Annotated in this window: 12 protein-coding genes and 1 pseudogene; all 13 read right to left on the bottom strand. The window is 60.6% G+C overall.

Annotated elements, in window-relative coordinates:
* Window positions 1-305: 305 nt before the first annotated feature.
* Window positions 306-1,603 (bottom strand): annotated as a pseudogene (locus PSH69_RS18650) (OprD family porin).
* A gap of 170 nt (window positions 1,604-1,773) precedes the next feature.
* Window positions 1,774-2,151 carry a type II toxin-antitoxin system VapC family toxin gene (locus PSH69_RS18645; protein WP_305409388.1) on the bottom strand — a complete coding sequence of 126 codons (378 nt, stop codon included), beginning with the start codon at window positions 2,149-2,151 and terminating at the stop codon, window positions 1,774-1,776.
* The gene (locus PSH69_RS18640; RefSeq protein ID WP_305409387.1) at window positions 2,148-2,579 is read right to left on the bottom strand and encodes a type II toxin-antitoxin system Phd/YefM family antitoxin; all 432 of its coding nucleotides are present in this window, start codon (window positions 2,577-2,579) and stop codon (window positions 2,148-2,150) included. The genes PSH69_RS18645 and PSH69_RS18640 overlap by 4 nt, the downstream gene beginning before the upstream one ends.
* A 207-nt stretch (window positions 2,580-2,786) precedes the next feature.
* Window positions 2,787-4,250: an NADH-quinone oxidoreductase subunit NuoN gene (gene nuoN, locus PSH69_RS18635; protein WP_305409386.1), complete on the bottom strand. Its 1,464-nt coding sequence runs from the start codon at window positions 4,248-4,250 to the stop codon at window positions 2,787-2,789.
* Between the two features lie 7 nt (window positions 4,251-4,257).
* The gene (gene nuoM / locus PSH69_RS18630) at window positions 4,258-5,790 is read right to left on the bottom strand and encodes an NADH-quinone oxidoreductase subunit M (RefSeq protein WP_028941267.1); all 1,533 of its coding nucleotides are present in this window, start codon (window positions 5,788-5,790) and stop codon (window positions 4,258-4,260) included.
* Window positions 5,791-5,830: 40 nt separating this feature from the next.
* Window positions 5,831-7,684 carry an NADH-quinone oxidoreductase subunit L gene (nuoL, locus tag PSH69_RS18625; protein ID WP_305409385.1) on the bottom strand — a complete coding sequence of 618 codons (1,854 nt, stop codon included), beginning with the start codon at window positions 7,682-7,684 and terminating at the stop codon, window positions 5,831-5,833.
* Window positions 7,681-7,989 carry an NADH-quinone oxidoreductase subunit NuoK gene (gene nuoK, locus PSH69_RS18620; RefSeq protein ID WP_007940879.1) on the bottom strand — a complete coding sequence of 103 codons (309 nt, stop codon included), beginning with the start codon at window positions 7,987-7,989 and terminating at the stop codon, window positions 7,681-7,683. Before nuoK ends, nuoL begins: the two co-directional genes overlap by 4 nt.
* A 2-nt stretch (window positions 7,990-7,991) precedes the next feature.
* A complete protein-coding gene (nuoJ, locus tag PSH69_RS18615) occupies window positions 7,992-8,495 on the bottom strand; it encodes an NADH-quinone oxidoreductase subunit J (protein ID WP_019580075.1) in 504 nt (167 codons plus the stop codon).
* 9 nt (window positions 8,496-8,504) lie between these two features.
* A complete protein-coding gene (nuoI, locus tag PSH69_RS18610) occupies window positions 8,505-9,050 on the bottom strand; it encodes an NADH-quinone oxidoreductase subunit NuoI (protein ID WP_007940875.1) in 546 nt (181 codons plus the stop codon).
* Between the two features lie 12 nt (window positions 9,051-9,062).
* Window positions 9,063-10,070 carry an NADH-quinone oxidoreductase subunit NuoH gene (nuoH, locus tag PSH69_RS18605; protein WP_019648467.1) on the bottom strand — a complete coding sequence of 336 codons (1,008 nt, stop codon included), beginning with the start codon at window positions 10,068-10,070 and terminating at the stop codon, window positions 9,063-9,065.
* The gene (nuoG, locus tag PSH69_RS18600) at window positions 10,067-12,781 is read right to left on the bottom strand and encodes an NADH-quinone oxidoreductase subunit NuoG (protein ID WP_018925510.1); all 2,715 of its coding nucleotides are present in this window, start codon (window positions 12,779-12,781) and stop codon (window positions 10,067-10,069) included. The genes nuoH and nuoG overlap by 4 nt, the downstream gene beginning before the upstream one ends.
* Before the next feature lie 137 nt (window positions 12,782-12,918).
* Complete coding sequence (gene nuoF / locus PSH69_RS18595) at window positions 12,919-14,274, bottom strand: NADH-quinone oxidoreductase subunit NuoF (protein WP_018925511.1); 1,356 nt, start codon at window positions 14,272-14,274, stop codon at window positions 12,919-12,921.
* Window positions 14,271-14,768, bottom strand: a complete 498-nt coding sequence (gene nuoE, locus PSH69_RS18590; protein WP_007905058.1) for an NADH-quinone oxidoreductase subunit NuoE — start codon at window positions 14,766-14,768, stop codon at window positions 14,271-14,273. The genes nuoF and nuoE overlap by 4 nt, the downstream gene beginning before the upstream one ends.

The raw sequence follows: 14,768 nt of genomic DNA, 5'->3' as shown, positions 1-14,768 counted from the left end.
CGCGGGAGACTTCGAGTCTGTCGGGTTTTGCTCAGTGGCCCGGGTTCCAGCCTGCGTACAGCTGCCTCCTTTTCGCGTGTAACCGAATGGGGCAGCTCTAACCATCACGCTGAATGCCGAAATCATGAAAAAGCCAACACCAACCCCTCCCGAAACAGAAGCCGACCCTGTAGGCGTCGCCGAAGGCTGCTCCTGCAGTGCTCAATCCACGGACATAAAAAAGGCGCCCCGAAGGACGCCAAAAGATTCACCTCTTACCAAAGGAGCAAGGAGCTTCTAAAGGTGAATTTGCATAAACCGTGAAGTCAGAGAATCGCCAGCGGATACTCGACAATCACCCGTACTTCATCCAGATCCGACTCAAACGCCGTGGCGCGGGTGGTGGCCTGGCGCAAACGAAGAGACATGTCTTTCAGCGAGCCGCTCTGCACCACGTATTTGACTTCGATGTCACGCTCCCAGCGCTTCTGGTCAGTCAGTGGGTTGCCGTCGGCATCGCGGCGCATGTACACGGCGTTGGCGTTGGAGTAATCGGCGTCGGTGCCGCGGGCGTAACGGGTCATGAACGACAAGCCCGACACGCCATAGCTGCTCATGTCGAGGTCGTAACGCACCATCCAGGAACGTTCCTTGGGTGAGTTGAAGTCGCTGTACTGGATGGAGTTGTCGAGGAAGATCGAGTCGGACTGGCGCAGGTAATCGAAGTCGTCGTTGCCGTTGTTGCGCTGGTGCGACAAGGCAACGGAGTGGGCGCCGAGTTTCACCCCGACACGGCCGCTCCAGATGTTGTTGTCGAACTCGCCGAGCAGTTGTTTGCCTTCGTCGACCGCCTTGTAATAGTTCAAGCCACCGAATAGCGACAGGTCATCCGACAGCGGATAAGTCCATGCGGTGCCGGCGTAATACTGATTCCAGGCGTCCTTGAGGCGACTGGAATACAGGCTGAAACTGAGGTTTTTGTTCAGTGCATAGTCGCCACCGAGATAGCCGATCCACGGCGAGTTGACTGGACCGGCGTAGAAGGTCGCGAAGTTTTCGCGCATGTCGCTGGACACCGGTTGGCTCATCGCATGCAAGCGACCGCCCTGTACCGACAGACCTTCGATACTGGTGTTGGTGGCCGTGACACCCCGGAAGCTTTCCGGCAACAGTCGGGAGTCACCCGCCGCAACCACCGGGTTGGCGGGGAACACATCGCCGACCTTCACCACCGTATCGAAGGCGCGCACTTTGGCGGCGCCACCGACCTTGGTGTATTCATCCCGCGCCTGACCATCGCTGTCGACCGGCAACACGTCGAAAGAACTACGGCCACCGTTGCGCCCGTCACCGGTATCGAGTTTCAAGCCGATCATCGCAAACGCATCGACCCCGAATCCAACGGTGCCTTGGGTGAAGCCGGATTCGAACTTGCTGATGACCGCGTGAGCCCAGGCCTCGGAATAACCATTGCCGGTGGGACTCGACTTAAGTTGCGGTTGAGCACCGTCAGGCTGCTGCCCTCGATAAACCCCTCGGGTTTTTCTTCCGCCAACACCATGGACGGCCCGGAGCCGACAACCACCGCTAAAGCGGCTATCGACATTTTTGTATTGTTAACCATCAATCACTCCTTGGGTTCGGCAGAACGGGAACGTGCTTCGGCGTGGGTTTTATTGTTCGGCGGGCAAGGGCCCGCCGGCATGGTCGCCGGGTGACATCGTTGCAAGCTGCGGATAACGCCAAGGTGATGGGGGAATTACAATTTCGTCATGTGGGTGTGGTGTTGCCTGATCAGACCAAAACAGCCAGATCCGTGTACCGGGCAACCAATGGATCGGCGGTGAGGAGTTTCATGGGTTCTGTCATGGCCATTGCAACAATGAGGCGGTCAAACGGGTCCCGATGGTGATGTTCGAGGTCCTTCACGGCAATGGCGTGTTCTGAGGTCACAGGCAGCTCGATGAAACCGCTGTCGAGGCAGTACTGGCGGATTTCTTCCAGGTCAACGTCCAGTTTTCCCAGCCCAATCTTGATCGCCATCTCCCAGAATGTCGCTGCGCTGACGTAAATGTCGGCAGCACTCTCAATGAGCTTTCTGGCTTTGCCGGATAGCCTGGGGTCATCGCTGAGCGTCCAGAGCAAAATATGTGTGTCGAGCAGAAGCCTCATTCTTGAGTGCCTTCAAAAGCATCGAGCATGTCGTCAGGCAATGAGGCGTCAAAGTCTTCGGGGAGCACCAGTTTGCCTTTCATCGCTCCGATACGCTGGCCGCGGGGTTTTCCCACCGGAACCAGACGCGCAAGGGCCCGACCATGTTTGGTAATCGTGATGATCTGTCCGGCGGCCGCGTCATCGACGAGTTTGGACAGGTTATTTTTTGCTTCGGCCAACGGAACGACGATCATGGTTTCTCTCCCATATTCTGGACAAATATAGCCAGAATATTGGGAGGTGGTAAATAGGTGCGATTCTTCAAGGGGGACGGGGGGCGATTTGGAGCGTTTCACTCGATGGGTCAGCAGCGTGACGTTACCCTGGCGCTCAGCGGCCAAGGCGTCGAGGCCGTCTACCAGTTCGGAAAAGATATTACGGTTCATTGTTATTTCTCGCGTTGATTTATCGATCTAGCCAGTCATTCAAGATAGAGCCAAGTGCACAGTGCTGGATGTAGGACGAAACGGACGTTCCCGCGCGAGGTTTCGGGGATTGTAGAAGGAGGGGAGGGTAGCGGTAACAAATCCCACAAACGCAAAAACGGCACCCGAAGGTGCCGTTTCTGTTTTCTAGCGAGTAACGCTACGCGATCAACCCGTCAACCCCGACTGTTGAACCAGGTTCAGCAGCGGTTGTGGGTACAGGCCGAGGAAGAACGCCAGTACGGCGATCGCCAGCAGCATCACGCCGCCTGCACGTTGTTCCCAGTGCAGTTGCGCATCGTGGCGACGCAGGTTCGGTTCCATCAGGTACAGGGTGACCATCACACGCAGGTAGTAGAAGACGCCGATGGCGCTGCCCAGTACCAGGGAGCCGACCAGCCACCATTGGTGCGATTCGACGCCGGTGGCGATGATGTAGAACTTGCCGATGAAGCCCGCAGTCAGCGGGATACCGGCCAGGGACAGCATCATCACGGTCAGGACGGCGGTCAGGTACGGACGGCGCCAGAACAGGCCACGGTATTCGTACAGGGCATCCGCGTCACGGCCGCTGTACGGCGAGGACATCAGGGTGATCACACCGAACGCGCCGAGGCTGGTGATCACGTAGGTGACCAGGTACACGCCGATGGCTTCCACGGCCAGGCCCTTGCTCGCCACCAGGGCGATCAACAGGTAACCGAAGTGCGCGATGGACGAGTAACCCAGCAGACGCTTGAGGTTGCTCTGGGTCAGTGCCAGCAGGTTACCGAACAGGATCGACGCGATGGCGATGATGGTCAGCACGTTGCTCAGCACGCCACTGCTCGCCGCTGGCGAGATCTGGAACAGACGCACCATCACCGCGAACACAGCCACTTTGGAGGCCGTGGCCAGGAACGCTGCCACCGGTGCCGGAGCCCCTTCGTAAACGTCCGGGGTCCAGAGGTGGAACGGTACCAGCGACAGTTTGAACGCCAGGCCGATCAGCATCATGCCCAGACCCAGTTGCGCGATCGGGCTAGGCAGGCCGGTGGCCGCCAGGGCCTGACCGATGCCGTTGAAGCTCAGGCTGCCGGCTTCGGCGTAGAGCAGGGCCATGCCGAACAACAGGAACGCGGAACCGGCGGCCGACAGCACCATGTACTTGATGCCGGCTTCCAGCGAACGCTTGTTGAAGAAGGCGTAAGCCACCAGACCGTAGACCGGTACCGAGAGCAGTTCCAGACCGACGAACAAGCCGGCCAGGTGCTGCGCGCTGACCAACACCAGGCCACCGGCGGCGGACATCAGGATCAGCAGGTAAAGTTCTTCACGGTTGCCCGGGTAGCCCGTACCGCCATCGCCCAGGTAGGCGTGGGCGAGGGTCACACAGGCGAGGGTGGCGACCAGGATCAGCGCCATGTACAGGCAGGCGAAGGTGTCGATCTGCAGCAACGGGGTCACGGCCAATGGCGCGACTTTCAGGGCTGGCAGGATCGACAGCAAGGCCAGGTTAAGACCTGCCACCGACAGCAGGAAGGTTTGCGAGTGGTTGCGGCGCCACGCGATAGCCAGCATCACCACGATGATCGTGGCGCTGGTGATCAACAACGGCGCAAGCGCGATAAAGTGTTGAGTCGTGAATTCCATAGCGCTCTTACCGGGCCGAAGCGAGTTGAGTGAAGGCGGAGCCGAGCCACTGCTGCACGCCATGCATCGTCGCGGCAGAGGTATCGAGGAACGGTTGCGGGTACACGCCGATGTAAAGCAGCAGTGCCGCAAGCCCAACCACCATGATCAGCTCGCGACCGTCCATGCCATGCAGCACCGCGTCGGATTTCGACGGGCCGAAGAAGGCACGGTGGACCATGATCAGCGAGTAGACCGAACCGAATACCAGGCCGGACGTGGCGATCACGGTGACCCATGGCGCGCTGGCGAAGGTGCCGATCAGGATCAGGAACTCACCGACGAAGTTACCGGTCGCCGGCAGGCCCAGCGACGCCGCTGCGAAGAACAGGCTGAGGGCTGGCAGGTAGGCAATCTTCGACCACAGGCCACCCATCTCGCGCATATCGCGGGTGTGGGTGCGCTCGTACAGCTGACCGGAGAGGATAAAGAGTGCCGCGGCCGACAGACCGTGAGCCAGCATCTGCATGACCGCGCCCTGCAGCGCCAGTTGGCTGCCGGAGTAGATGCCGATCAGCACGAAGCCCATGTGGGAAACGGACGAGAAGGCAATCAGACGCTTGATGTCGGTTTGCGCGAAGGCCAGGAACGCACCGTAGAAGATCCCGATCAGACCCAGGGTCATGGCGAACGGCGCGAACTCGGCCGAGGCATTCGGGAACAGCGGCAGGGCGAAACGCAGCAGGCCGTACGCAGCAGTCTTCAGCAAGATACCGGCCAGGTCGACGGAACCCGCGGTCGGTGCCTGGGCGTGAGCGTCAGGCAACCAGGAGTGGAACGGTACGACTGGCAGCTTGACCGCAAAGGCGATGAAGAAGCCGAGCATCAGGATGTACTCGGTGGTCTGCGACATCTTGGTTTTCAACAGATCGGCGTAGTTGAAGGTAATCACGCCGGTGTCGTTGAAGTTGACCAGTACCAGGCCCAGGATCGCCACCAACATGATCAGGCCGGAAGCCTGAGTGAAGATGAAGAACTTGGTCGCCGCGTAGATCCGGGTTTTCTTGCCGTCCGAAGAACTGTGACCCCAGAGCGCGATGAGGAAGTACATCGGCACCAGCATCATTTCCCAGAAGAAGAAGAACATGAACAGGTCGAGGGCGAGGAACACGCCGACGACACCGCCCAGGATCCACATCAGGTTCAGGTGGAAGAAGCCCACATGACGCTGAATTTCTTTCCAGGAGCAGAGTACCGAGAGGACACCCAGCAGGCCGGTCAGCAGGATCATCAACAGCGACAGACCGTCGAGGGCCAGGTGCACGTTGATGCCGAAGCGCTGGATCCAGACGTGTTTGAACTCAAGCGCCCAGGTCGGATCGGCACCAGGCTTTGGTGCAAATGAATAGTCACCGTTGGCCCACAGCCAGAGGCCGAGGGAGAGCAGCAGGGACATGGTGATCAGCGCAATCCAGCGGGGGAGGGTGGCGCCGAAGCGCTCACCCATCCAGCACAGCAGGCCGCCGATGAAGGGGATCAGGATTAGCCATGGCAGAATCATGACGGGCTCGTTTCCTTTCGCAAGTTCGCAAGGTTCATAGTCAGACCGCTACCAGCACGACGGCGCCGATTACCAGCACGGCACCAGCAGCCATCGAGGCGGCATACCAACGCAATTGACCGGTCTCGGTGTGGCTCAGGGCGGTGTGACCGCCTTTGGCCATACGCGGGATCAGACCGATGGTCTGGTCGAGCGGGTCTTTGCGCAGAATGTGGCTGATCGCAAGGTATGGCTTGACGAACAGTTTGTCGTAGATCCAGTCGAAGCCCCAGGCAGCGAACCACCAGGCCGATAGGAAGCGGCCGATGCCGCTGTTGGCGATGGCCGTGACGAAGCGACGCTTGCCGAGGAACAGCAGCGCGGCCAGCAGGATACCGGACAGGGCAATGGCGCCCGAAGCGATTTCCAGGCTGTGCTTGGCTTCGCCGCCGGCATGGCCGACGCTTTCCGGCAGTACACCGTGCAGCGGTGGAACGATCATCGCGCCGACGAATGTCGACAGTACGATCAGCACCGACAGCGGCAGCCAGTGAGCAACGCCGTGACCGGCATGGGCTTCGGTCTTCGCTTCACCGTGGAACGTGATGAAGATCAGGCGGAAGGTGTAGAGCGAGGTCATGAAGGCACCGACCAGACCGGCATACAGCAGGCCTTCGTTACCGCTGGCGAACGCTTCCCAGAGGATTTCATCCTTGGAGTAGAAGCCCGCGGTCACCAGAGGCAAGGCCGCCAGGGCCGCGCCGCCGACGATGAAGCTGGCGTAGGCCAGTGGCAGTTTCTTCCACAGGCCGCCCATCTTGAAGATGTTCTGCTCGTGGTGGCAGGCAACGATCACCGCACCGGATGCAAGGAACAGCAGCGCCTTGAAGAAGGCGTGGGTCATCAGGTGGAAGATCGCGCCATCCCATGCACCCACGCCCAGGGCCAGGAACATGTAGCCGATCTGGCTCATGGTCGAGTAGGCGAGGATACGTTTGATGTCGGTCTGAACCAGTGCGGCAAAACCTGCCAGCACCAGCGTCACGCCACCCACAACACCTACCAGGTGCAGGATATCCGGCGCCAGTGCGAACAGGCCGTGGGTACGGGCGATCAGGTAGACACCGGCGGTTACCATGGTCGCGGCGTGGATCAGTGCCGAAACCGGAGTAGGGCCGGCCATCGCATCCGCCAGCCAGGTTTGCAGCGGCAGTTGCGCTGATTTACCAACAGCACCACCCAGCAGCATCAGGGTCGCCAGAACGATCCAGAAGTCACCGGCCTTGAAGTGCTCAGGCGCCTTGACCAGCAGTTCCTGGATATTCAGCGTACCCAGTTGTTGGAACAGGATGAACAGGCCGATGGCCATGAACACGTCGCCGACCCGGGTCACGATGAAGGCTTTGAGTGCCGCGTTACCGTTGTTGCGGTTGCTGTAGTAGAAACCGATCAACAGGTACGAGCACAGGCCTACGCCTTCCCAGCCGAAGTACACGAACAGCAGGTTATCGGCCAGGACCAGGAACAGCATGCTGGCGATAAACAGGTTGGTGTAGGCGAAGAAGCGGGAGTAACCGGCTTCACCGCGCATGTACCAGGACGCGAACAGGTGGATCAGGAAGCCCACGCCCACCACCACACCGAGCATGGTCACGGACAGACCATCCAGGTACAGGGCGAAGTTCGGCGTGAAGCCTTCCACCGCCATCCATTGCCACAGCACCAGGGTGTAGTGGCCACCCTCGGGCGGTGCAACGTTGAATTGCCAGATCACATAAGCCGCGACGATCGCCGACAAGCCGATGGAGCCGACGCCGATCAGCGCCGAGAGGTTTTCCGAGAGGCGTCCCCGGGAGAACGCCAGCAGCACAAAACCGATCAGGGGGAACAGGAAAGTCAGATAGAGAAGGTTCATCCGCGCATCTCGCTGGCAGCGTCGATATCGAGAGTGTGGAAGCGGCGATACAGCTGCAACAGAATCGCCAGGCCGATACTGGCCTCGGCGGCTGCCAGGCTGATCACCAGGATGAACATGATCTGTCCATCCGGCTGCGCCCAACGGCTACCGGCAACGATGAACGCCAGTGCGGAGGCATTCATCATGACCTCCAGGCTCATCAGCACGAAGAGAATGTTGCGCCGGACCATCAGGCCGACCAGACCGAGGCAGAACAGGATGCCGGCGACCGCCAGACCATGCTCCAAAGGGATAGCAGGCATCGTCATTGCTCCTTGGCTTCGTTGCGGCCCAAGTGGAACGCCGTGACGGCTGCGGCGAGCAGCAGCATCGAGGCGAGTTCGACCACCAGCAGATAAGGACCGAACAGGCTGATGCCCACGGCCTTGGCGTCTACGGTGGTGTGGCCGAGGGCCTGGCCGCTGGAGTGGCTGAACAGCACATACAGCAGTTCAGCCAGCAGCAGGGCGCCGAGTACGACCGGGCCCAGCCAGATACCGGGCTTGAGCCAGACGCGCTCTTGCTGAACCGAGGCCGGGCCCAGGTTCAGCATCATCACCACGAACACGAACAGCACCATGATGGCGCCGGCGTAGGCGATCACTTCCAGTACACCGGCAAACGGTGCGCCAAGGGCGAAGAACGTCATGGCCACGGCGATCAGTGAAATGATCAGGTAGAGCAGGGCGTGCACGGGGTTGGTGTTGGTGATCACGCGAAGCGTGGACACAACAGCGATACCCGATGCGAAATAGAAAGCGAATTCCATCGTTCTTCCTTAAGGCAGCAAGCTCTTCACGTTGATCGGCTCGGCTTCATTCTGCGCGGCGCCTTTTGGCTTACCGGCAATCGCCATACCTGCAACACGATAGAAGTTGTAGTCAGGGTTTTTACCGGGACCGGAGATCAGCAGATCTTCTTTCTCGTAAACCAGGTCCTGCCGCTTGAACTCGGCCATTTCGAAATCCGGTGTCAGCTGGATCGCGGTGGTCGGGCAGGCTTCCTCGCAGAGACCACAGAAAATGCAGCGCGAGAAGTTGATGCGGAAGAAGTCCGGGTACCAGCGACCGTCTTCGGTTTCAGCTTTCTGCAGCGAGATGCAACCCACCGGGCACGCCACGGCGCACAGGTTGCAGGCTACACAACGCTCTTCGCCGTCGGGGTCGCGGGTCAGGACGATACGGCCACGGAAACGCGGCGGCAGGTACACGGGTTCTTCCGGGTACTGCAGCGTGTCGCGCTTGCGGAAGGCGTGGCCGAAGATCATCACCAGGCTGCGAAGCTGGGTGAAGAAGCCATGCACGATGTCAAAAATGTACTTCATGATTCTCTATCCTCACTGAGCCGCGACGGCGGGCGTGTTGAGCAACACGATCGCAGCGGTCACCAGCATGTTGACGAGGGTCAGCGGCAGGCAGAACTTCCAGCTGAAGTCCATCACTTGGTCATACCGTGGGCGCGGAATCGAGGCGCGCAGCAGGATGAAGAACATGATGAAGAACGCGGTTTTCAGTGCGAACCAGATGAACGGGATCTGCGGCAGGAGGCCGAACGGGCCGTGCCAGCCACCAAAGAACAGCGTGACCAGCAGCGCCGAGATCAACACGATGCCGATGTACTCACCTACGAAGAACATGCCCCATTTCATGCCGGCGTATTCAATGTGGTAACCGTCGGCCAGTTCCTGTTCCGCTTCCGGCTGGTCGAACGGGTGACGGTGAGTCACGGCGACGCCAGCGATGAAGAAGGTCAGGAAACCGAAGATCTGCGGAATGATGAACCACATGTTCTGCGCTTGGTATTCAACGATGTCGCGCATGTTGAACGAGCCAACCTGGATCACGATGCCCATCAGCGACAGGCCCATGAACACTTCGTACGACACGGTTTGTGCCGAGGCTCGCAAGCTGCCCAACAGGGCGAACTTGTTGTTGCTCGACCAGCCGGCGAACAGCACCGCGTAGACCGACAGACCCGCCATGGCGAAGAAGAACAGGATGCCGATGTTGATATCCGCAACGCCCCAGGTCGGGGTGATCGGGATGATCGCGAAGGCAATCAGCAAGGCGCTCATGGCCACGACCGGTGCCAGGGTGAAGATCACTTTGTCGGCGAACGGCGGAGTCCAGTCTTCCTTGAAGAACATCTTGATCATGTCGGCCGCAATCTGGAACGCGCCGAACGGGCCGACGCGGTTCGGACCGTAACGGTCCTGCCAGAGGGCGAGCAAACGACGCTCGACCCAGCTCAGCAGCGCGCCGCAAACCACCACGGCGAGCAGAATCACGATGGCCTTGAGGACCGCGATGATTACGTCGATCACTTCAGGAGTGAACAAGGTCATAGCGCTGCCTCCTGCAGACCGTCAACGGATTTGCCAAAGATGGCTGGTGGAATGCCGGCGATACCTGCAGGCAATGCGACCAGACCGGCACCCAGCTCTTCGTTGATGCGCAGCGGCAGACGCAAAGTCTGGCCAGCAACGTTCAAGCTCAGCAGGGCACCGTCATTGACACCTAGGCGATCGGCTTCGGACTTGGCCAGCGACACGTAAGCGGCCGGAATGCGTTCCTGCACCGGTGCGGCTTTGGAAGAGTTTTCTTCGCTTCCGAACAGGTGGAAGAACGGTACGACCTGCCAGGTGCCTGGCGCCGGGTTGAACGCACGCGGAACACTGGCGAACCAGTTCAGCGAATCACCGGTGCTTTCGATCAGGCGAGTGCCCGGGTCGCCAGCGCGCAGGTGACCACCGACTTCGTCCTGGAACTTGTTCCAGGCTTGCGGCGAGTTCCAGCCCGGAGACCAGGCGAAAGGTACTTGCTGACGCGGTTCGGCGGAGCCCGAGTAACCTTCCATGGAGAACGAGAACGCGGTGTCGTTATCCTGGGAAGTACGCGGTTCGTGCACGCTGATGTCGGCGCGCATGGCGGTACGACCGGAATAACGCAGCGGTTCGCGCGCCAGTTTCAGGCCTTTGATCCGGAATGCGGCGGACGGTGCGGCATCGACGATACGCGCCAGTTGCGGCGTGCTTGCAGCAACGGCAGCGGTGACGTGGTCCAGTTGGGTCCAGTCGATCGGCTGGTTCAGCAGGGTCGAACGCAGGGCGTGCAGCCAGCGCCAGCCTTCGTGAACCAGAATGCTCGCGTCGAGGTAAGTCGGGTCGAAGACCTGGAAGAAGCGCTGGGCGCGGCCTTCCTGGCTGACCAGCGTACCGTCGCCTTCAGCGAAGCTGGCCGCTGGCAGTACCAGGTGCGCGCGATCGCTGGTGGCAGTCTTCTGATGGTCCGCCACGATCACCACTTTCGCGGCGTTCAGGGCAGCATCGACCTTGGATTTGTCGGTGCGGGTGTACAGGTCGTTTTCCAGCACGACGATGGCGTCGGCACGGCCGTCGATCACTGCTTGCAGTGCTTCGTCGACCGAGTTGCCGCCGAGCATGGCCAGGCCGAGGCTGTTGGCCTCCGGCACGATCAGGCTGATGGAACCGTTCTTCTCGCGCAGCTTCAGGGCTTTGGCGATGTTTGCCGCCGCTTCGATCAGCGCCTTGGAACCCAGCGAGGTACCGGCAATGATCAGCGGACGCTTGGCGGCGAGCAGGGCGTCGGCAATGCGCTTGGCCAGCGCCAGAGCTTCGGCGTCCAGACCTTCAACGGCCGGTGCGCTGGCGTCGAGGGCGTGAGCCACGGCGAAACCGATGCGGGCCAGGTCGTCTGGTGCAGCGTGAACGCATTCTTCAGCGATGTCGTCGAGCTTGGTTTCAGCCAGGCTGGCGATGAACAGCGGGTTCAGCTCGTGCTGGCCGATGTTCTTCACCGCGGCGTCGAGCCATGGCTGAACGCGCATGGCGTCGGCCATGTCTTCGGCCTTGCCCTTGACCGATTGACGCAGGGCCAGGGCCATGCGCGCAGCGGTCTGGGTCAGGTCTTCGCCGAGGACGAAAATCGCATCGTGGTCTTCGACGTCGCGCATGTTCGGGATCGGCAGCGGGCTGTCTTTGAGCACCTGCATGACCAGACGAATGCGCTCCAGCTCCGAGGCTTCGATACCGGAGTAGAAGTGCTCGGCGCCGACCAGTTCGAGCAGCGCGTAGTTGCTTTCGAGGCTGGCGCGTGGCGAACCGATACCGACGATGTTGCGACCGCGCAGCAGGTCGGCGGCTTTATCCAGTGCTTCGTCCAGGCTCAGTTTCGCGCCGTTGGCCAGCAGTGGCTGACGTGGGCGATCCTTGCGGTTGACATAGCCATAGCCGAAACGGCCACGGTCGCACAGGAAGTACTGGTTCACCGAACCGTTGAAGCGGTTTTCAATGCGGCGCAGTTCGCCGTAACGCTCGCCCGGGGAGATGTTGCAACCGCTGGAGCAGCCATGGCAGATGCTCGGCGAGAACTGCATGTCCCATTTGCGGTTGTAGCGCTCGGAGTGAGTCTTGTCGGTGAACACACCGGTCGGGCAGACCTCGGTGAGGTTGCCGGAGAACTCGCTTTCCAGGGTGCCGTCTTCAACGCGACCGAAGTACACGTTGTCGTGGGCGCCAAACACACCGAGGTCGGTGCCGCCAGCGTAGTCCTTATAGAAGCGCACGCAGCGGTAGCAGGCGATGCAGCGGTTCATTTCATGGGAAATGAACGGGCCCAGTTGCTGGTTCTGGTGGGTACGCTTGGTGAAGCGATAACGGCGCTCGTTGTGGCCGGTCATCACCGTCATGTCTTGCAGGTGGCAGTGACCGCCTTCCTCACAGACCGGGCAGTCGTGAGGGTGGTTGGTCATCAGCCATTCAACGACGCTTGCGCGAAACACTTTCGCTTCTTCGTCGTCGATGGAGATCCAGCTGCCGTCGGTGGCGGGGGTCATGCAGGACATGACGATCCGACCACGCTTGTCGTTCTCGTCGGTGTACTGCTTGACCGCGCACTGGCGGCAAGCGCCAACGCTGCCAAGGGCTGGGTGCCAGCAGAAATAAGGGATATCGAGGCCTAGCGACAGACATGCCTGTAACAGGTTGTCTGCCCCATCGACTTCGAGCTCTTTGCCGTCTACGTGGATAGTGGCCATGGTTCAAAGTTCTTCGTTGGCCCGGTGTCAGCGGGCGTGGCTAATGGAATCTTGTTATCCGTCCAAATCCAAACAGCCTCGAAAGGCGTCATCGGACGAAAGGCGAACGGCACGGACCGTTCGCCTTTTTTAAAGCGTTAAGCGCCGACTACGATCGGCTTTGCCAGAGGCGGGACGACGGCGCGGGTAGGCGCGATGCCGGCTTCGAACTCTGGACGGAAGTATTTGATGGCACTGCCCAACGGCTCCACGGCACCCGGTGCGTGAGCACAGAAGGTCTTGCCTGGGCCGAGGAAACCGACCAGACCCAGCAGGGTCTCGATATCGCCGGCTTGCCCTTCACCGTTTTCGATCGCGCGCAGCAGCTTGACGCTCCACGGCAGACCGTCACGGCATGGGGTGCAGAAGCCGCAGGATTCACGGGCGAAGAACTCTTCCATGTTGCGCAGCAGGGACACCATGTTGACGCTGTCGTCCACCGCCATGGCCAGGCCGGTACCCATACGGGTGCCCACTTTGGCGATGCCGCCGGCGTACATTTGTGCGTCCAGGTGTTCCGGCAACAGGAAACCGGTACCGGCGCCGCCTGGCTGCCAGCACTTGAGCTTGTAACCGTCGCGCATGCCACCGGCGTAGTCTTCGAACAGCTCGCGACCGGTAACGCCGAACGGCAATTCCCACAGGCCCGGATTCTTGACCTTGCCGGAGAAGCCCATGAGCTTGGTGCCCATGTCTTCGCTGCCTTCGCGGGCCAACGATTTGTACCAGTCCACGCCGTCGGCAATGATTGCCGGCACGTTGCACAGGGTTTCAACGTTGTTCACGCAAGTCGGCTTGCCCCACACGCCCACGGCGGCAGGGAAGGGCGGCTTGGAGCGCGGGTTGGCGCGGCGGCCTTCGAGGGAGTTGATCAGTGCGGTTTCTTCACCGCAGATGTAACGCCCGGCGCCGGTGTGGACGAACAGCTCGAAATCGAAGCCGCTGCCCAGGATGTTCTTGCCCAGCAGGCCTGCTGCCTTGGCTTCTTCCACGGCACGGTTCAGGTGCTTGGCGGCGGTGGTGTACTCGCCACGCAGGAAGATGTAGCCACGGTAGGTTTTCAGCGCGCGAGCACTGATCAGCATGCCTTCGATCAGCAGATGGGGCAGTTGCTCCATCAGCATGCGGTCTTTCCAGGTGTTCGGCTCCATTTCATCCGCGTTGCACAGCAGGTAGCGGATGTTGATGGATTCGTCCTTGGGCATCAGGCCCCACTTCACGCCCGTGGGGAAGCCTGCACCGCCGCGACCCTTGAGGCCGGAGTCTTTCACGGTCTGGACGATGTCGTCCTGGGCCATGTCGGCGAAGGCCTTGCGTGCAGCGGCGTAACCGTTCTTGGCCTGGTACTCGTCGAGCCATACGGCTTCGCCGTCGTCACGCAGGCGCCAGGTGAGCGGGTGAGTCTCGGCCGAACGCTTGATGCGGTTGGCAGGACCGAAGGAAGTCAGGGTCATACGTAGCCCTCGAGCAATTTGGCAACGCCGGCAGGCTGCACATCACCGAATGTGTCGTCGTCGATCATCAACGCCGGCGCCTTGTCACAGTTGCCGAGGCAGCAGACCGGCAGCAGGGTGAAGCGACCGTCGGCGGTGGTCTGGCCCAGGCCAATGCCCAGCTTGCTCTGGATTTCGCTGACCACCGATTCATGGCCGCCGATGTAGCAGACCATGCTGTCGCAGACGCGGATGATGTGACGGCCGACTGGCTGACGGAAGATCTGGCTATAGAAAGTAGCCACCCCTTCAACGTCGCTGGCCGGGATGCCGAGGATTTCGCCGATGGCGTAGAGCGCGCCGTCAGGCACCCAGCCACGTTCCTTCTGGACGATCTTCAGGGCTTCGATCGACGCCGCGCGCGGGTCTTCGTAGTGATGCAGCTCGTGCTCGATGGCCGAGCGCTCGGTTTCGCTGAGGGCGAAACGGTCTGTCAGGATAAGCGTGCTGTTCAT

Source organism: Pseudomonas sp. FP1740 (assembly GCF_030687165.1).
GTDB lineage: Bacteria > Pseudomonadota > Gammaproteobacteria > Pseudomonadales > Pseudomonadaceae > Aquipseudomonas.
Note: the sequence above shows the minus strand (reverse complement) of the source record. Positions and strands in the feature narration are given on the sequence as shown.

Bases quoted from the DNA above. Each gene is read 5' to 3' on its own strand.
- PSH69_RS18645 (WP_305409388.1), bottom strand. From the start codon at position 2,151: ATGAGGCTTCTGCTCGACACACATATTTTGCTCTGGACGCTCAGCGAT.
- PSH69_RS18640 (WP_305409387.1), bottom strand. From the start codon at position 2,579: ATGAACCGTAATATCTTTTCCGAACTGGTAGACGGCCTCGACGCCTTG.
- nuoN (WP_305409386.1), bottom strand. From the start codon at position 4,250: ATGGAATTCACGACTCAACACTTTATCGCGCTTGCGCCGTTGTTGATC.
- nuoM (WP_028941267.1), bottom strand. From the start codon at position 5,790: ATGATTCTGCCATGGCTAATCCTGATCCCCTTCATCGGCGGCCTGCTG.
- nuoL (WP_305409385.1), bottom strand. From the start codon at position 7,684: ATGAACCTTCTCTATCTGACTTTCCTGTTCCCCCTGATCGGTTTTGTG.
- nuoK (WP_007940879.1), bottom strand. From the start codon at position 7,989: ATGCCTGCTATCCCTTTGGAGCATGGTCTGGCGGTCGCCGGCATCCTG.
- nuoJ (WP_019580075.1), bottom strand. From the start codon at position 8,495: ATGGAATTCGCTTTCTATTTCGCATCGGGTATCGCTGTTGTGTCCACG.
- nuoI (WP_007940875.1), bottom strand. From the start codon at position 9,050: ATGAAGTACATTTTTGACATCGTGCATGGCTTCTTCACCCAGCTTCGC.
- nuoH (WP_019648467.1), bottom strand. From the start codon at position 10,070: ATGACCTTGTTCACTCCTGAAGTGATCGACGTAATCATCGCGGTCCTC.
- nuoG (WP_018925510.1), bottom strand. From the start codon at position 12,781: ATGGCCACTATCCACGTAGACGGCAAAGAGCTCGAAGTCGATGGGGCA.
- nuoF (WP_018925511.1), bottom strand. From the start codon at position 14,274: ATGACCCTGACTTCCTTCGGTCCTGCCAACCGCATCAAGCGTTCGGCC.
- nuoE (WP_007905058.1), bottom strand. From the start codon at position 14,768: ATGAACAGCACGCTTATCCTGACAGACCGTTTCGCCCTCAGCGAAACC.